The 16,331-nt window shown below is 61.2% G+C and carries 18 protein-coding genes; 14 read left to right on the top strand and 4 right to left on the bottom strand.

Annotated features, from left to right (window positions below):
• The first annotated feature begins 92 nt into the window (after positions 1 to 92).
• Together waaC and BFD71_RS42075 are read left to right on the top strand one after the other, a co-directional pair.
• On the top strand, positions 93 to 1,100 hold the full coding sequence (gene waaC / locus BFD71_RS07840) for a lipopolysaccharide heptosyltransferase I (protein ID WP_069262694.1): 1,008 nt from the start codon (positions 93 to 95) through the stop codon (positions 1,098 to 1,100).
• Between the two features lie 262 nt (positions 1,101 to 1,362).
• On the top strand, positions 1,363 to 1,488 hold the full coding sequence (locus tag BFD71_RS42075) for a hypothetical protein (protein ID WP_256094537.1): 126 nt from the start codon (positions 1,363 to 1,365) through the stop codon (positions 1,486 to 1,488).
• Between the two features lie 48 nt (positions 1,489 to 1,536).
• Here the strand turns inward: BFD71_RS42075 and BFD71_RS07835 are convergent, their stop codons facing one another.
• The 4 genes from BFD71_RS07835 to BFD71_RS07820 all read right to left on the bottom strand — a co-directional run bounded on the left by BFD71_RS07835 (position 1,537) and on the right by BFD71_RS07820 (position 4,419).
• The gene (locus BFD71_RS07835; RefSeq protein WP_069262693.1) at positions 1,537 to 1,716 is read right to left on the bottom strand and encodes a hypothetical protein; all 180 of its coding nucleotides are present in this window, start codon (positions 1,714 to 1,716) and stop codon (positions 1,537 to 1,539) included.
• 143 nt (positions 1,717 to 1,859) lie between these two features.
• A complete protein-coding gene (locus tag BFD71_RS07830) occupies positions 1,860 to 3,176 on the bottom strand; it encodes an MFS transporter (protein WP_069262692.1) in 1,317 nt (438 codons plus the stop codon).
• Positions 3,177 to 3,567: 391 nt separating this feature from the next.
• Positions 3,568 to 4,002, bottom strand: coding sequence for a TonB family protein (locus BFD71_RS07825; RefSeq protein WP_256094568.1), 435 nt, complete (start codon positions 4,000 to 4,002; stop codon positions 3,568 to 3,570).
• Positions 4,003 to 4,206: 204 nt separating this feature from the next.
• Positions 4,207 to 4,419 (bottom strand): hypothetical protein, encoded by a 213-nt coding sequence (locus tag BFD71_RS07820; protein ID WP_028205175.1) that lies wholly within the window; start codon positions 4,417 to 4,419, stop codon positions 4,207 to 4,209.
• 402 nt (positions 4,420 to 4,821) lie between these two features.
• Here BFD71_RS07820 and BFD71_RS07815 point away from each other — a divergent pair, with 402 nt between their 5' ends.
• The 12 genes from BFD71_RS07815 to BFD71_RS38975 all read left to right on the top strand — a co-directional run bounded on the left by BFD71_RS07815 (position 4,822) and on the right by BFD71_RS38975 (position 15,891).
• Positions 4,822 to 6,135: a tyrosine-type recombinase/integrase gene (locus BFD71_RS07815; protein WP_370684254.1), complete on the top strand. Its 1,314-nt coding sequence runs from the start codon at positions 4,822 to 4,824 to the stop codon at positions 6,133 to 6,135.
• A 117-nt stretch (positions 6,136 to 6,252) separates the two neighbouring features.
• A complete protein-coding gene (locus BFD71_RS07810) occupies positions 6,253 to 6,993 on the top strand; it encodes a hypothetical protein (protein WP_141710597.1) in 741 nt (246 codons plus the stop codon).
• Between the two features lie 97 nt (positions 6,994 to 7,090).
• Entirely contained in the window at positions 7,091 to 7,582 is a 492-nt protein-coding gene (locus BFD71_RS07805) for a helix-turn-helix transcriptional regulator (protein ID WP_141710596.1), read from the top strand.
• A gap of 47 nt (positions 7,583 to 7,629) precedes the next feature.
• Positions 7,630 to 10,113 (top strand): DUF3631 domain-containing protein, encoded by a 2,484-nt coding sequence (locus tag BFD71_RS07800; RefSeq protein WP_069262688.1) that lies wholly within the window; start codon positions 7,630 to 7,632, stop codon positions 10,111 to 10,113.
• 7 nt (positions 10,114 to 10,120) lie between these two features.
• Positions 10,121 to 10,585: a hypothetical protein gene (locus tag BFD71_RS07795; RefSeq protein ID WP_083245124.1), complete on the top strand. Its 465-nt coding sequence runs from the start codon at positions 10,121 to 10,123 to the stop codon at positions 10,583 to 10,585.
• 2 nt (positions 10,586 to 10,587) lie between these two features.
• The gene (locus BFD71_RS41360) at positions 10,588 to 10,764 is read left to right on the top strand and encodes a hypothetical protein (protein WP_176732844.1); all 177 of its coding nucleotides are present in this window, start codon (positions 10,588 to 10,590) and stop codon (positions 10,762 to 10,764) included.
• Between the two features lie 148 nt (positions 10,765 to 10,912).
• The gene (locus tag BFD71_RS07790; RefSeq protein ID WP_069262687.1) at positions 10,913 to 11,284 is read left to right on the top strand and encodes a hypothetical protein; all 372 of its coding nucleotides are present in this window, start codon (positions 10,913 to 10,915) and stop codon (positions 11,282 to 11,284) included.
• 456 nt (positions 11,285 to 11,740) lie between these two features.
• On the top strand, positions 11,741 to 12,295 hold the full coding sequence (locus BFD71_RS07785; protein WP_141710595.1) for a hypothetical protein: 555 nt from the start codon (positions 11,741 to 11,743) through the stop codon (positions 12,293 to 12,295).
• Between the two features lie 156 nt (positions 12,296 to 12,451).
• A complete protein-coding gene (locus BFD71_RS07780) occupies positions 12,452 to 12,742 on the top strand; it encodes a hypothetical protein (RefSeq protein WP_141710594.1) in 291 nt (96 codons plus the stop codon).
• A gap of 73 nt (positions 12,743 to 12,815) precedes the next feature.
• Complete coding sequence (locus BFD71_RS07775) at positions 12,816 to 13,250, top strand: hypothetical protein (RefSeq protein ID WP_176732843.1); 435 nt, start codon at positions 12,816 to 12,818, stop codon at positions 13,248 to 13,250.
• Positions 13,251 to 13,463: 213 nt separating this feature from the next.
• Entirely contained in the window at positions 13,464 to 14,906 is a 1,443-nt protein-coding gene (locus tag BFD71_RS07770; RefSeq protein ID WP_083245123.1) for an AAA family ATPase, read from the top strand.
• A gap of 4 nt (positions 14,907 to 14,910) precedes the next feature.
• Positions 14,911 to 15,891 carry a DUF4435 domain-containing protein gene (locus tag BFD71_RS38975; protein WP_083245122.1) on the top strand — a complete coding sequence of 327 codons (981 nt, stop codon included), beginning with the start codon at positions 14,911 to 14,913 and terminating at the stop codon, positions 15,889 to 15,891.
• Positions 15,892 to 16,331: the final 440 nt, after the last annotated feature.

The following is a 16,331-nucleotide window of genomic DNA, read 5'->3' as shown; positions in this document are numbered from 1 at the left end:
CGCTCATTCGCAGGTTGGCGCAAGGTTCGTCCGCTAAAATCTCCGCCAATCCCTTGAAGACTGGAATATCGGGCCCTGAGGCCCGCAGCACAATGAAACGAGTTTTGATTGTCAAAGTGACTTCGCTCGGCGATATCGTCGAGGCGCTTCCGGTCGTGGCCGACGTGCAGCGCGCCTTCCCCGGCGTGAAGGTCGATTGGGCCGCCGATGAGGCCTTTGCCGATATCGTGCGCTGGAATGCCGGCATCGACCGCGTGCTCTGCGCGCCGCTGCGCCGTTTCAAGAAGGCGCGCCGCTGGAGCGACTTCAAGTCGATCTGGGCGTCGATTTCGGAGTTGCGCGCCTACCGCTACGACGCCATCGTCGACATTCACGGCGTGTACAAGAGCGCGATCATCGCGTTTCTCGCGCGCGGGCGGCGCCGCTTTGGCTATCTCACGCAGGACCTCGGCGAGCGTGGCGCAGCCTTCGCGTACAACGGCCGTTTCGGGCCGCGTCCGAAGTGCGATGCGTGGCACGGCATGCGCATCAGCGCCGGCGAGGCGCTCGGCTATACGGTCGACACGCCGCCCGAATTCCAGATGCGCGTTCCGCGCGACGGCACCGCGCTGCCCGCGCCTGACGCGCCCACGGCGCTGCTCTTTCACGCGACTTCGAAAGACGAGAAGAAGTGGCCGGTCGCGCATTGGGGGGAACTGGGCAATGCGTTGATCGCGCGTGGCCTGCGTATCGAGTTGCCGTGGGGATCCGATAACGAGCACGCCACGGCGCGCGAGATTGCGGCGCTCATCCCGGGCGCGACGGTGCTGCCGCGCCTCACGGTTTCTCAGGTCGCACAGCGCATCGAGGATTGCGCGCTCGTGGTCGGCACCGACACGGGGTTCGTGCATCTCTCGCACGCGCTCATCAAGCCGACGGTGATGGTCTTCGTTTCGACCGACGCCGAACACAGCGGCGTGCGTGCGCCCAATCGCTCGATCTCGATCGGCGATGGCCGTCACGTGCCGCCCGTGCAGGTGGCGATCGATGCCGTCGATCGCATCTACCCGGTGCGCGACGGCGGCGTGTCCGTGCCGTCATCGCGCGTTCACGCCGCTTGATTTTGGCGGGTCGCCACGCGCGTTGCGGCGGGCATTCCCCCGCCGTTTCCCATTACGAGCTTGTTAAAAGTGTCGTGCCTGTATTGCAGGGGCGCGCCTGACAGCGCGTGCAAAAGGCTTTGCGCTCCGATGCTGTTACACGGGCCATACCGCTGCTTACAAATTGCAACGCCTCACGCCTTCGCCGTCGTGTTCAATCGTAACCGTCCAGCCCGACATCGCATGGCCGGACACAGACACTGACTTGAAGGGAGAGACCACTGTGAAACGATTGACGCTTACCCTCATCGCCGGCGCATTGCTCGCGGCTTCGCTGGGCGGCTGCGTCGTGGTGCCGGCCGGCGGCTACTACGGCGGCGGCTACCATCACGGCTATTACTATCGCTGATCGCCGCCGGACGGTGCCGCACCAACGGTACCAGCGGCACAGCAGCCTTCAGGCAAGCAGCATTTCAATCGCGATAACCGCGGCAATTGCCGCGGCGTTCGCGGCCAGCGCTTCGAGCAGGACCGCACGCCAGCTCGCGGTGCGCAGTCGAAACGCCAGCAGGAGCGAGATGCCCAGGGCGAGGGCGATGATCAGGACAATGTCGGCGTTGCTCAGATGCAGGTTCATCGTCGGCTCCCCCGGGAGATCGCTCCCCGCTAGCTGATTCGAGTATAGACACGCCTCGCGCGTACCCAAAGCGATCAAAAAAAGGCATAAAAAAAGCGGAGACCGCCTGGCGGCCTCCGCTTTTTCATTGTTGCGGCGTTGCGTTACGAGAGCGACGTATGGCGCGTCTCGCGCATGCACAGGACACCGAACAGGCTCACGCAGGCGGCGATCGACACATACGCGCCGACCCACGAGAGTCCGCCGCGCGCGGCCAGCACCTGCGCGATATACGGCGCAACCGATGCGCCAAGAATGCCGCCCAGGTTGTACGCCACGCCCGCGCCCGTGTAGCGCACGCTGGTCGGGAACAGCTCCGGCAACAGCGCGCCCATCGGCGCGAACGTGGCGCCCATCAGGAACAGCTGGATCACGAGGAAGAGCAGCACGAGCGGCGTGGCACCGCTGCCGAGCAGCGGCTCCATCGTGAAGCCCGAGAGAATCGCCAGAATGCAGCCGACGATCAGCACGGGCTTGCGGCCGAAGCGGTCGGAAAGCCAGGCCGAGATCGGCGTCGCGATACCCATGAACACCACCGCGATGCACAGCATGCCGAGGAAGGTCGGGCGCGGAATGTGGAGCGCCGTCACGCCGTGCGAGAGCGAGAACACCGTGGCGTTGTAGAAGAGCGTGTAGCACACGACCATGGCGAGCGCGCCGAGCAGCGTCGGCCACCAGTACTGCGAGAGCAGCGTCGCGACCGGCACCTTGACGCGTTCCTCGCGCTCGACAGCGGCCTTGAAGGCGGGCGTCTCGGCAATCTTCATGCGCACGTACAGACCGAGCGCGACGAGCACCGCCGAGACGATGAACGGCACGCGCCAACCCCAGTCGCGGAACTGCTGGTCGGAGAGCGTGGAGGCGAGGCCGAAGAAAAGGCCGTTCGAGGCGAGAAAGCCCACCGACGGCCCGAGCTGCGGGAACATGCCGAACCAGCCGCGCTTGCCTTGCGGCGCGTATTCCGTTGCGAGGAGCGCGGCGCCGCCCCATTCGCCGCCGAGGCCAATGCCCTGGCCGAAGCGCAGGATGCACAGCAGGATCGGCGCGAGGCTGCCAATCGCGTCATAGCCGGGCAGGAAGCCGATCAGCGTGGTGGAGAGGCCCATGACGAGCAGCGACGCCACCAGCGTCGATTTACGGCCGATGCGGTCGCCGAAGTGGCCGAAGATGAACGAGCCGATCGGCCGCGCGACGAACGCAATGCCGAAAGTGACGAACGCCGAGAGCGCCTGCGCCGTAGCCGAACCGTGCGGGAAGAACACGGGGCCGATCACGAGCGCGGCGGCCGTTGCGTACACATAGAAGTCGTAGAACTCGATCGCGGTGCCGATAAAGCTCGCAAAGATCACGCGCGCGGTGCTTTGCTGCTTCGCTGCGTTTGCCTGATCGGCGCGCGCGGGCGAAATGGGTGAGGTGGACATTCAAGGGTCTCCAGTCGTTGTGACGCGCTTGCGCCTGAGTCTTGCGTGGCTTTGCGCGGGCGTCTTTGTACAGGCTCGAAGCGTAGCGGGGCGCGTGCCTGATGCTCGACGCTCCGGCAGCGTCCGTCAGGCGGCGACGCTTCGCCAGTATGCAACGCACAGCGCGGGCCGTGCGCGTTGATTCCCGACCGGCCAAAGCGCGCGCCGATAGGCGCAAGAAGGCGAAAGCGCGGTCGAAGCCTCACGCGGCCGCGCGGATGGCGCATGGCAAGAGGTATGGCCGGCGGGCGCCGGCTGGGGATAGCGAAAAATTATAACGACCGTGCGCGCCGTGCAGCAAGGCGGGCGTAAGCAGGCTCGCGCGCGTCAGGTATCGCGCGAAGCGCGTTGGTCACTGGTAGTTCTGCGCCTGCGGCGAGGCGAGCGTGCGCAACTGGAACTTGCCGTTGTCGTTGAAGAGCCAGTCCTCGAACATCTCGAGCTGGCCCGCGGAATTGAGCAGGCCGCCCGGCGGCGGCGGCAGAGGCGCGGCGCGGCGCAACGTTGCGAGGGCAGTGGCTTCGGCTTCGTCGTCGCCGTTGGTCCGGTAAACCGACGACTTCACGATCTGGCCGTTGCGATTGACCGTGAACGACACGACCACGAGGGAGCGCAGCATGGCCTGGGGCGCGCCGTGCAGAACGTAGGACGGGTTGTGCTCGACGATGTGTTTCGCCACCGTGGTGCGGTAGTCGTCGAGTGTGGCGCTATTGATCGCCGCGGGGGGAATGACGAGAAGCGGCCTGGGCGGCGGCGTGATCGTGCAGGCGCCGAGGCACCCGAGCATCGCGAGCAGCAAAACCAGACCGAGGCGCCGTGCGAGGGAGGCGCTGTGTGCGGACGAACCGCAAGACCACTGGACGCGGATGAGCATGTCGAACAAGCTCGGAAGCGGAACCTGAATCGAGCTTAGACGATACGCAGCGGGAAGCAATCAGAACTGTCCCGCGTAGTCACGGGACTGGCGAAACGGCGAGGGTATTCGAGGTGCTTATTCGACCGGGAACTGCGCGCAGGGATCGGCCGCGGTGGTTGCGCAGGCGTACGAGTATTCGCCGCTCTTCAGGAACAGCTCCTTGCCGACCTGGAAGTTGTCACGCAGATTGGGCGAGCTTTCCCACGCGATGTAGCTGGAGCACATCACGGCGAACAGGACGACGAGCGAAAACGCGAATTTCTCGAGCAGTTGGTATTGGTGCGGCATGGCGATCTTTCCATCAATGGGTAGGATTTTACCTCATGGTTAGGGTTTTCACCTAGTGAATTGAGCGCGATTTTCCGGGCGATTTTTGGGTTTGACCCTTTAATTGTTGATTGGCGTGTCCATACGCTCGGCGCGAGATGATCAGCGCAAAATAACTCGCAGTCCTGATTACTGAGGGTGCAATGCTGACCACGCATTTTCGCGTGGCGCAGGGGCGGTATCTCGTTGATCGATGGCGTTTCGGCCTGAGGGCCGGCATCTTGACGACACGCTGGCGTTCAGTCGCGCCAGGTTTCACGAATTGGCGGAGGCGGTGTCCGCCATACTACCTGTTTTCTCTTATCTCTAACTGTCTCCGCTTGTCGCGAAAAGAGCCATGTAAAAGGGGATAAACGCGTTTTGTTGTCTCCCATTGTCGCTCGATGTACACTCGAATCTCGATTCAGAGTGTGGGAAGGAAGCATGGCCAAACGTCTCATCAACCGGCTCACGCCGCTCGCGGTGAAGCGCGCCACGGCTGGCGCTCACCTAGACGGCAATGGCTTGATCCTGTACGTGGGCAAGAGCGCCAGCGCAGACGGAGGCGGCAAGTCCTGGATTTTTCGCTACAAAATCCGGGGTAGGTCAACCGACATGGGCTTGGGCAGTGCCGACATCGTGACGCTGACTGAGGCCCGCGCGAAGGCAACCGAGTGCCGCAAGCTGCTAATCGACGGCATCGACCCACTCACGCACCGTCGCGCTGTGCTACGCGAGCGCGAGCTGGCCGCGATGTCCGCGCGAACGTTTGAGGAGTGTGCGAAGGCGTATATCGCGATTCACGAGGCGGGATGGCGCAACGACAAGCACCGCAAGCAATGGACATCGACGCTCACCAAGTACGCCTATCCGAAAATCGGCGCTCTCGACGTGCGCGAGATCGGGACGCCGCACGTCATGCGCGTGCTCGAACCCATCTGGCTCAAAAAAAACGAAACGGCAAGCCGCCTGCGCGGGCGCATCGAGGCGATTCTCGACTGGGCCGCCGTCCACGGGCACCGCAGCGGCGACAACCCTGCGCGATGGAAAGGCCATCTGGACAAGCTGCTGCCGGCACCGGGCAAGGTCCAGCGTGAAACCTCAAAACACCATGCGGCGCTCCCCTACCAAGAGATCGGCGCGTTCATGCGCGACCTGCGCGGGCGCGAGGGCATCGCGGCGCGGGCGCTCGAATTTGCGGTCCTGACGGTGGCGCGCAGCGGCGAAGTGCGCCACGCCGTGTGGCAAGAGATTGATCTGGCGGCGAGGCTGTGGACCGTGCCGGCCGGACGCATGAAGGCCGGCCGCGAGCATCGCGTGCCGTTGAGCGGCGCCGCCGTGACGCTGCTTGAAGCCTTGCCGCGCCGGGATAACTACGTATTCGCCGCGCCACGGCTTGGGCCGCTCTCCGACATGAGCCTGACGGCCGTGCTCAAGCGCATGGGACGGGCCGACCTGACCGCGCACGGCTTCCGAAGTTCGTTCAGGGACTGGGCCGGCGAGACTACCGCTCATCCGCGCGAGGTGATCGAGCACGCATTGGCTCACCAACTGAAGGACCAGGCTGAAGCCGCCTATCAGCGCGGCGACCTGCTCGTGAAACGGACGGTGCTGATGGCGGACTGGGCGCGCCATTGCGTGACGGTGCCGGACGCCGCCGGCGTGCTGCCAATGCGCAAGCGCAAGGTGGCGAAGTAGAAAAGAAAAGGCGACATGCCGGCCGAAGCAGTGCTGTCGCCTTTTCCCGACCACGCATAGCGCGTCAACGATGTGCATGGTCTGATCACCAACCCCGCCTTATGGGAGGCGCGGCAGATGACTACGGAAGATGATAACGCGCCGCTGTCGCGCGAAGAGATCGAGCGTTGTGAGCGGAGACGCCAGCCGCGATGGGATCAGTACGACTGCGCCCAGCCCGGTCCACTTTGGCCATTGGTGGCGCTATCGCTCGGTTGCGATCCGGGCTGGTTGCAGGACATTGAACGTGATCCGCGTTTGCGAAATCACTACTGGTTTCTGCTGGAATCAGCCGAGCGGCACCGGCAGCTCCTCACGGAGTTCGGGATTCTACGCAACCCCGAATCCGCAAAGGTGCCGCGTCATCTGGTGCTGTATCAGTCAGACGATCATGCGCCGTATATCCGCGAACTTGACAAGCGCTTTGTCACGGTACCGAAGCAGCTCACGGACGCGGCGGCCCGTACCGTGCTGGCCCGCGCCGGTGTGATGCCGGAAGCGCCGCATGCATCTGTTCAGCCGGACCACGACGCGCCTGTGCGGCCGGGCGATGGCACGCCTATGCCGCTGAAACTGAAGCGGCCATCTTGGCTCGATGCGGAGATCGCGGAAGCCAGGAAGCGCGCCTCTGATTCCGACGATCCCCACAGCGTGTATGTCGAGTTGATGAAGCTGGCCGGACAGCGCTACTGCTCGCTAATTGGCCTCTCGGACGACGGCGACGGCATCAAATACCAAACCCAAACCGCAGTTCGGTTTTTCACGCTCAAGAATTTGGCCGACCGAATGCGGCGCGGGAACGCGCGCAAACGCTCGTGAAAGCTCGCGAACGCTCGCGAAGCCGAACGCGGCTTGCAGGGTGCGCCGGACCGGCAGACGATGCGCTCGAAAGCGTGACGCTCGGAGGTCATCAGAGATGAAAAAAACGACTGTGCCCAAAAAACCCGACGCGAGTCCGGTTGCCGCGTTGAGGCCGAAAAACGCCGCGCAATACATCGCCGTAACTGTCAGTAGGCTTTGGAAATTCGTACGAGAGCCGGGTTTTCCGCAGCCGGTCAAATTGGCGCCGCACATCACTGTTTTTTTTGTCCGTGACCTGGATGCTTGGCTCGCCACCAAGGCCAGCACGAGTGCCGCATCGCGCGCGGCGCAACTCAAGCGCGTGAGCGCGCACCGCGCGAAGCACGGCGAAGCGGATGCAGCGATGGATCGCGCAGCTGAACTGCTTACTGATGCCGAAGCGGCGGCAGCACTGGGCGAAACCGTCGAGACGATGCGCATGTGGGCCGCAACCCGCGAGGGTCGCATCAAGCCTGTATTCCGGTATTTGTGTGAGGGGCGGCGATGGCGGGCGGCCGATGTCCGCGCAATCGCGGGCGCGCACATTCCTATTGCGACGTCGTCGTAATGAAAAAAGGCCCGCTGCATTACGCGAGTGAGCCAATTGAATCAGCAATGAAAACCATTCTTACAGAAACGAAAGACATTCATCAGGCACTGGCTGACGCATGCCGGGAGGCCGGCATCGTGCCGCCCACCGAGCTTCCGCCCGCCGATGACAAGTTCCACCGGGCCGATGTTGCCGGCGCGAAGAACGGCCGTGGCGACGCGACCATCAAGCTGTTTCGCGACGGCGACGGCGGCATTGTCTGCAACTGGCAATCCCGCGAGCCTCTCGCTTTCTTCGTGAAGAACGACAGCGCGCTCTCCGACGAGGAGCGAGCCGAACGCGAGCGCCGCAGCGACGCGGCCCGTCGTGAGGCCGAAGCCGAACGCGAGCGCATCGCGAAAGATGGAGCGGCGAAAGCATTTGCGATCTGGAGCGCTGCCACGCCCGCCGATGTGGGCCATCCGTACCTGATGGGAAAGGGTATGAAGCCGGTAGAAACACTGCGCGAAATCGACGTGAAGAAGGCGAAGGCGCTCGCCAGTTGGGCACCGTATGCCAAGGGTAAGTTCTTGCGGGGGCGCTTGCTGGTTGTGCCGATCCATTCGGCTGACGGCAGGCTGATGAGTGTCGAATTCATCGACGTGGTGGGCTTAAAGTCCGCGCTCAAGGGCGCCGTGAAAGATGGCGGGTACTGGTCCGCTGTGCCACTCGAACCGCATCACTCGCGGTTGATCGTCGCCGAGGGCGTCGCGACAGCGCTCTCGATCCATGAGTCCACCGGTACACCCACCGTAGCGGCACTCACGTGCGGCAACCTCCAGAACGTGGCTGTATCGATGCGCTCGCAACATCCCGACGCCGAGCTGATTGTCGCCGGCGACATCGGCAACGGCTCCGACGACGCCCGCAAGGCCGCGCTCGCGGTGGGCGCGCGGCTCGTGTTCCCGGACTTCGGCATGCAGCGTCGCGACGATCAAAGCGACTTTAACGACCTGATGCAGACGCATGGCGTCGACGAGGTGCGCAGGCAGATCGAGGCCGTGACTGCGCCTGACGCGGAGCGCGAAACCGCGCCGACTGAAACGGACGACGAGGCGATTGCGCGGCTCGCAGCACTACCGCCGATGGCCTATGACCGAGCGCGCAAGCATGAAGCCGCGCATTTGAAGGTGCGGCCGGCCACGCTCGACCTGATGGTCAGACAGGCGCGCGGCGACGCCGAGACCAACGAGGCTGCGCCCTTCGAGGAGATCGAGATGTGGCCGGAACCGGTGGACGGCGCCGCGCTGCTCGACGATATCGCGGACACGCTCGCGCGCTTCGTCATCTGCGACGGCGAAATTATGGCCGCCGTCGCCTTGTGGTGCGCTGCTTCGTGGCTAGCGGAGTCGGTCGGCGTCTGTCCGATCCTCCTCATAAATGCGCCGGACAAGTCGTGCGGCAAGACGCTGTTGCTGTCACTCGTCGGGCGGCTCGTGCCGCGACCCGCGCAGGCCGCCAGCATCTCGCCGTCGGTCCTGTTTCGCATGATCGAGAAGTACCGGCCGACGCTTCTGGTTGACGAGGCGGAAACGGTACTGACCAAAGACGCGGAGGATTTGCGCGGCCTGTTCAATGCCGGTCATACGCGCGATTCGGCGTATGTCTGGCGTAGCGTGCCGGTTGGCGACGACTTCGAACCGCGCCGCTTTCGCGTGTTTGGCTTCAAGGCGCTGGCCGGCATCAACGCCGACCGGCTGGCGGAGACGGTGACAAGCCGCTCGATCATCGCGACTCTGCGGCGCAAGCTTCCCGGCGAAAAGATCGAGCGGCTGCGCCACGCCGAGCCGGACCTGTTCGATACGCTGCACGCGAAACTGGCGCGCTGGGCCGACGATCATGCGGAGACCGCCCGCAACGCCCGCCCCGAGTTGCCGGACGCACTGGGCGACCGTGACCAGGATAACTGGGAGCCACTGTTGACCGTCGCGGACCTGGCCGGCGGCGACTGGCCGGAACTCGCGCGCACGGTGGCGCTCAAGCTATCCGGCAACGGCGATGCATCGCAGAGTGCAGGCGCCGAACTTCTCGACAACATTCGGGACATTTTCGCGCGCCTTAACGTGCGCCGGATCGCGATGGCGGATTTGCTGGCCGAGTTGCTGATTGACGACGAGGCGCCTTGGCGTACGTGGAACCGCGGACACGAAATGACACTTCGGCAGCTGGGTAAAAAGTTGTCGGAATACGGAATCCGAAGTCAGACGGTGAAGATCGACTATCAGTCACCGAAAGGCTTCAAGATCGAGCAATTCACCGATGCGTTTGCGCGATATTTGCCTGTTGCGCTGACTACACCGTCCCCGTCGGTCACCGGGTCACCGGCCAATACTGGCGCGGGTTTTGCGGTGACTGGAGTCAAATTGCGCGATCCGGCAAAAACGCCTTTAGTCACCGTGAAACCCTTGTCGGACGGGCAAAGTGACCAGGTGACCGGCGGAAGGGAGGTAGCCGGCGAAGCGGAAGAAATTTTCGACAGAAGCGGCCGGCATGAGCGGGCGCGGAGCTGAAGCTTTTATGGACGAGACCATCGAGCTGATCGAACGCGCGGCGGCCCTTGGCGTCGGTTTCCGTCTGGACGGCGAGCGCCTGCACATGACCGGCCCGAAGGACGCGCGCGACCTGATCCGGGACGAGGCAACCGAACGCCGGTCGGAACTGATCGCGTATCTGCGCGCGAACGGCGGCGCCACTGAACCGGATGGCGGACTTTCGCTCCCCTGGGGGCCGTACCTAGACGCCGACGATGTGCGTGAATTGCGCACCGAACTGCGCGCGGCGATCGAGGCGTTGTGCGAGCTAGAGAACTGGCCGGACGCGCTTCTTGTCGACGTGATGACGCGCGCGATGCGCGGGCCGCTCAGTGACTTGTTGCCGAACGTCCATCACTTCCACCAACGGCTCGACGCCGTGAAGGCCGAAACGGCGGTGCGCGCGGTGCTGACAGAGCGCACGTGGCGTTACGACCAAGGACTGAGGTGAGCATGAAGATCGACGCGGCGCAGGCCGAAGCGTGGGCGAAGCCGGCGGTTCAGGGTAAAGCGGCGGAGACAGTCTCCGCCATGAAGCCACGCCAGACAGGGCTTCTGGAACATCCGACATTGTTTCCCCCGCTCCTTCCCACACGCGCCGCGTATGCTGTCATCGCGTCGTGCACGTAATACGGATGTGAAGTAGATCAGCAACCGGAGATCGGCATGACGAACGAAACGAAGCCCCGGCGCACCAAACGCGCCAGCCCGTCGCGGCGGGCTGCATGACCGGCGACGCGCTGAATTTTTGAGGTGAACCACCTAAAAGGAGGCGACGATGAGCAACGAAACCAGGACCGGGCTCCCGGATGCAACGGTCTATGTGCAGAACAACACACATACGCCATTCGTAATGCGCGACTACCGTGTGCCGCCGTGTTTTCAGCGCACGTGGTATCTCGAACCGCATCGTGTCATGCCGGTTCCGGCTGACGTATGGGCCGATTGGGTCAATGGCTCGTTTGACAGGTGGGCGCAGCGCGAGTGCGGCGCGCTGGCCGAGGTCACGCGCGAGCGATACGAAGCGCAGTCGCAGTCGTTGCGCGATTGGGAAATCACCGATCGGGACGCGTATGAATGGGCAATCGCGCAGCAGGAGGCGGAAACGAATGCGTGGAAAGAGACCCGGAATGAGTTCGGCGACTGCTGACGTGGTATGCATTACTAAACAATGGAGGGGTCGGCCGTGAACGAAACGAAGGATATGCACGACGCCAAAGCCGCCGCTGCTGCCCCCGCCGGTGGCAAGTCTGCTGGCAAAGCCGCCGCTCCCGCTGCCAAACCGGCGCAGGCCTCGGCCGTCAGCCGGAACCGTCGCCTCAATACCGACCCGGTAGCGCGCGCTGCAAGTGCGGCAGAGAGCGGGGGGGCCACCAGTCACGCCCCGACGCCCGCGACGCGCCAGGCTCCGCGCGGGCACACTTGGAACGCAGCGCTGAAACGATGGAGGTGAGCCATGAAGGCGCAGTCTCTAAAACCGGCTCCAGCCGGCGACGCTGACAGCGAAGCGCCGGCCGGACCGGCACCACAGGCAATCGAGCCCTGGCGGCTCGATGAAGCGAAGCTCATAGGCGCGCTCGACGCGCTGCACGCGAAATACGATGACGTGAACGAGCGCATCCGCGCACTTCACGCACGTCCGGCGCAGCCGCCCGATTCAGCGGCACAGCGCGAACAGCTCCAGAGGCTATACGACGAACGTGCGGCGCTGGAGCTGCACGGCACCGAAGCGAACCTGCGCAGGTTCGACAGCGAGCACGCCGAACAGATCACGCGGCTGCGCGCCTTCATCTCGTCGGCCAGCGATGAATCCGGTCTTGAAGGCGCGCGCCGGCGGGCATTCAGGCACGCGCGGAACGAGCTCGAACGTGAGCGCGCCGGGCTCGAAAGCGAACTCGAATTGTTGCTGGTTGAAAACCTTCCGCCGGTGATCGAGGCGATGCAGGTCCGCTTTGAGCGGACGATTCACGAAGTCTCGCAGCTTGCCGGGCAGATCCACGCGCTGTGCGCGCTCGGTTACGGCTACGGCAGGCGGCCTTATCTGAGCGGACTCGAACGATTCCGGCGGGACTACTTCCCGCGATGGGCGTATGCGCAGCGCGTGATAGATGAGGCATCCCGGCGTCTGATGGAGCGCATCCGCCCGTTCGAACGGGACTGAATGTTTTCGGGTTGCGGCCGGCCGCCCCCGCTCCTGGTTCTACCGGCGGCCGTCCGCTTTTTTACAGGGAGACCCATCATGCTCTTCTGCGATGTTATCAATCCGCGTACCGGACTGCGCGACTGCGATTGCAGAGTGGTCGCGGACGCAACCATCATGCAACTCGTCAATAACCCCGCCTTGCCGGTCGAAAAACGGCTCGAACGGATTACGCGGCTGCTCGGCGCGCAGTGGGCGGATGTGGACCCGGACGCGCGACGCCGTATTGTCGACTTAGCGCTGCGCATGGCGATGCAATGGCGCGACGAGGCGCGCGCGGCATGGATCAAACGCATCACCGCGACGGCTGCGACGAAGTTCGCGACGCAGGACGGTCTGCCCGACCCGGACGCCGCCCGCGTCGATTACGTGCGCCGGCTGCGCGAGGGACCGGGCCGCAGCGCATAGGCGCGTGGCGGTGGATTATCTGCAACGCTTTGGGGGGTGCAATCTGGTTGCAGATATTCGATGAACGGAGGGCATGATGCAGCGTGGCAAACCGAGATTCGAGGCGACAGACGCCGACCGGCGTGTCGTCAATGCGTTGGTCTTGAGCGGCGTGCCATTGCTCAACATCTGCCAGCACGTCATCAACCCCCGCACCGGCCGGCCGGTCAACTACCGGACGCTAGCGCGCGTGTTCCGCACCGAGATCGAGACGGCGGTCGAGGACGCCAACGGCAAGGTGACGCGCAACTTGCTCCGAATCGCGACGATGGAGAAAGAAAGCGCGCCGGTCGTGGCGGCGGCGATTTTCTGGCTGAGAACGAAAGGCGGCTGGCGCTATGCGGACGAAGCGCCGCTGCCCGCGCAGACTGATGAGCCGATGGTCGAGAACGAGGAAACCGCGCGGCGGATCATGGATGAGGAACTGCGCAAATATGGCCGCGTACGGCTGACCGATCCTGAAGCGTGACAAAAGCCCCTTTTGGTTTTTTTTGGGGCACTGCCCCTCCGAAGAGCATTTCTGTTTTAACTGGCGCGCCACTCGCGCGGGCACGCCTGCCGACGGGTGGCCATTGCTGACGAATGCGCAACGTTGGCCTGCGTTGTAGCGCAGTATCCTTCTTTCCGAGTCCATGATAAATTGTTACGGAACGTAACACGAAACAATCCAAAAAGCATAAATATGAATATTAATTTTACACGCTTTTCGATAATAGGCCTTCATGGGAAATACGACATCGAAATCCCTATTTTCGATAATAAAATAATCTTGATCGGCGTGAATGGATTGGGAAAAACAACGGTCATTAATTTCATTTATTTTGTTCTGACGGATCAGTGGTCGAGGCTGATGGATTATGATTTTTCGGCGATTGAATTGACTCTGAATGGCCGGGAGATTGTGATTTCAAGAGGGGATATTGCAAGTAAAATTGGCGCTCAGCGACGTCACAATAGACTGGTGGCCCGATATTCGTACAAGTCTCCATATCCGCGATCCGTGGTTTCAAAAATCTTTTCGCATCCGTTATTCCGTCATTTGAGAAATAAATCGGATTTTCCGATGGAGGGTGTGCTTCATAAGATTGCAGAAGACACTGGTGTCTCCGCGTTAATGATCCGCCGCATGATTGCCGATTTCCCTTCGGATGCGCAGGAAGAGTTGTTCAGTGAATTTCATGAGCCGAGGTGCTTTACTGAATTGTCTGAAATTCTCGAAAATGGCGGGATAAAGCAGGTTATCTATATGCCGACATATCGAAGAATTGAGCAAGATATTAAGGCAATTTTCCCTCTTGCAAGCGAAGAAGAACTCAAGAAACTTGCGACGTCAATGGGGGTAATCAATAAATCGGGGCCGCGCGGTTATGTCGAGCTGGTGCAATTCGGCATGCAGGACGTCGAAACAATTCTAGCGACGGAGCTGGGGCTCATCGAAAATAAAACGAGAGAACAACTGACCGGGCTAACCGCGAGTTATCTTCAGGATATCATTCGTAGTCGCGCGGATACCATTGAGCCGTCCGTAATTGCTTCTATGACTGACCCCGTCGTGGAAAGGGTGCTGAAGCGGGTTGAAGAAAACACGCTGAGCGCTGAAGACAAATCCGCTATCCAAAACTCTATTCGACGGATGCGTGCTGGCGATGGCGCCCCCGCTGTAGCGCGTGACCTATATCTGACGTATTTCTTCTCTCGCCTGTTGGAAATCTATACAGACTTGTATCGTCGGGAGGAAGCGATCAGGCGGCTCGAGGAAACCTGCAATAGTTATCTTGTTGGTAAAAAGCTACGTTACAACGACGGGAATTTTACCGCGCGTGTCTTCGATAGAGATGGAGCGGAGCTGAGCTGGCGCGCACTGTCGTCCGGCGAAAAGCAGGTGGCTTCGCTGTTCACGCACCTGTACTTGTCACGGGAAACTTCCCAGATTGTTTTAATTGACGAGCCGGAGCTATCGCTTTCCGTACGCTGGCAAAAAAATTTGTTGCCTGACATTTTGAATTCTGGGAATTGTGATTTGCTGGTTGCTGTCACGCATTCGCCATTTATTTATACAAATAGTCTGCGTGGTCATGCCGTGGATCTGGCTAAGTTGATTAAACCTCACACATCGAAATCGTAAAAATATGGATTATGTCGAGGAGCTGGAGGCCGAGGCTAGAAATGCAGAATCGGTGTTCCATGAATTTACGCTGACGATTGCAGATGTCCCGGAGGACGCTTTTTTTGGTTTTTTCGAGGGCGATGAGGATCCAGCCTTTTATATGGCACATATAGCACCCAGACTTAACGGGCGACAATTTATCTCCTTCATATGCAATGGGCGCACTGAGGTGCTAAAAGCCAATGAAATGATTTTGTCAGATGGGAGATCCGTCGAGAGAACTCTGTTTTTTGTCGATAGAGATCATACTGAGATTATGGGCGGCGCTCAAAATGATTTGCCTGGGAATGTATTTCAAACGTCGTTCTACTCTATTGAAAATTATCTAATTTGCGACGAAGTCTTTAGAAGATTTTGGGTCGAGCGTCTCCATCTTTCGGTGAGGGATTCAAGGTTTGACGGATATTTAAGTAGATTTAAAAAACTGCGTGGTTCGTTTTTGAAGCGTGCAAGAATTTTGATGGCAATTGTCTTGTTCGGGAGAGGAATTGATGGAAGGGGAACAATAAAGCTTAATTTGAATAATGTGCAATTTGATCGGGTGATACGAATTGATTTTGGAAATGAGAGGTGCGCGTATCGAAAAAAAGCCGGGAAGCATTTCCTTGCTTCGTCGAATATATCGCAGTTGCCTCAGAAGCCGGGTAGTGCTGAGTTGAGGATGATCTATCGGAAGTATTTGGCTCCTTTAGCGCCAAGTGTGTATGTTCGGGGTAAATATGAACTGTGGTTTTTTTGGAAATTGTTGACTTCATTCACGCGAGAGCTGGGTGACCGTGAAGCGGCAAAGTCGTCTGGGGCCAGACGAGCCACTCCCGCGTGGAATTTGCCAGAGTCTGGTTGCGTCGAAGGACTTGCTTCGCTAATTTCTTGTCCCGCTCAGCTCGCCCAGTTCCTCGACGCGCGCATCCTTGCAGCTTCCCTAAATAAAGTACCTGCGTAGGGGGAAGTGCAGCAGTTGGTAGGCTCGCATTGGCTGGGCCTACCGTCGAAACGAGCGCCCGCAAAACCTCAACGCGACGCTATGCTGCTGAGGGGGCATTTGCAGATCGCGCTCCTGGATCGTCAATCTAGCGGGATACGGCGAACGTCTTAAACTGGCCAAAGGTTGCGTCATAAGCCTACGTGTCGTCCAGTTGAAGCGTACTTCAACCGGGACGTCGGGTGTCGCGCAAAGTGCGTCAGATTGAGGCGTTTTCGCGATTGGTTGACACGGCAGCATCAACGACGCTCGTCCGGGTACGTCAAGAATCGCGGCCGTGCCCCAAATTGTGGATAATCGTCTGCGTGTTCCGGCGATGGCGCGCACCCGTGACGCGCCGGGATCGCGGCAAGGCCATCCTCCGGGATGTGCGCGGCGTGCCCGGAACATACGCCCGCGTA

This window comes from Paraburkholderia nodosa (genome assembly GCF_001718195.1).
Classification (GTDB): domain Bacteria; phylum Pseudomonadota; class Gammaproteobacteria; order Burkholderiales; family Burkholderiaceae; genus Paraburkholderia; species Paraburkholderia nodosa_A.
The sequence above is the reverse complement of the archived record's forward strand: the minus strand, read 5'-3'. Positions and strand labels throughout refer to the sequence as shown.

What these genes read in the sequence shown, in the direction of transcription:
- waaC (WP_069262694.1), top strand. Translation starts at nt 93, where the DNA reads ATGAAACGAGTTTTGATTGTCAAAGTGACTTCGCTCGGCGATATCGTC.
- BFD71_RS07835 (WP_069262693.1), bottom strand. Translation starts at nt 1,716, where the DNA reads ATGAACCTGCATCTGAGCAACGCCGACATTGTCCTGATCATCGCCCTC.
- BFD71_RS07830 (WP_069262692.1), bottom strand. Translation starts at nt 3,176, where the DNA reads ATGTCCACCTCACCCATTTCGCCCGCGCGCGCCGATCAGGCAAACGCA.
- BFD71_RS07825 (WP_256094568.1), bottom strand. Translation starts at nt 4,002, where the DNA reads ATGCTCGGGTGCCTCGGCGCCTGCACGATCACGCCGCCGCCCAGGCCG.
- BFD71_RS07820 (WP_028205175.1), bottom strand. Translation starts at nt 4,419, where the DNA reads ATGCCGCACCAATACCAACTGCTCGAGAAATTCGCGTTTTCGCTCGTC.
- BFD71_RS07810 (WP_141710597.1), top strand. Translation starts at nt 6,253, where the DNA reads ATGACTACGGAAGATGATAACGCGCCGCTGTCGCGCGAAGAGATCGAG.
- BFD71_RS07805 (WP_141710596.1), top strand. Translation starts at nt 7,091, where the DNA reads ATGAAAAAAACGACTGTGCCCAAAAAACCCGACGCGAGTCCGGTTGCC.
- BFD71_RS07800 (WP_069262688.1), top strand. Translation starts at nt 7,630, where the DNA reads ATGAAAACCATTCTTACAGAAACGAAAGACATTCATCAGGCACTGGCT.
- BFD71_RS07795 (WP_083245124.1), top strand. Translation starts at nt 10,121, where the DNA reads ATGGACGAGACCATCGAGCTGATCGAACGCGCGGCGGCCCTTGGCGTC.
- BFD71_RS41360 (WP_176732844.1), top strand. Translation starts at nt 10,588, where the DNA reads ATGAAGATCGACGCGGCGCAGGCCGAAGCGTGGGCGAAGCCGGCGGTT.
- BFD71_RS07790 (WP_069262687.1), top strand. Translation starts at nt 10,913, where the DNA reads ATGAGCAACGAAACCAGGACCGGGCTCCCGGATGCAACGGTCTATGTG.
- BFD71_RS07780 (WP_141710594.1), top strand. Translation starts at nt 12,452, where the DNA reads ATGCAACTCGTCAATAACCCCGCCTTGCCGGTCGAAAAACGGCTCGAA.
- BFD71_RS07775 (WP_176732843.1), top strand. Translation starts at nt 12,816, where the DNA reads ATGATGCAGCGTGGCAAACCGAGATTCGAGGCGACAGACGCCGACCGG.
- BFD71_RS07770 (WP_083245123.1), top strand. Translation starts at nt 13,464, where the DNA reads ATGAATATTAATTTTACACGCTTTTCGATAATAGGCCTTCATGGGAAA.
- BFD71_RS38975 (WP_083245122.1), top strand. Translation starts at nt 14,911, where the DNA reads ATGGATTATGTCGAGGAGCTGGAGGCCGAGGCTAGAAATGCAGAATCG.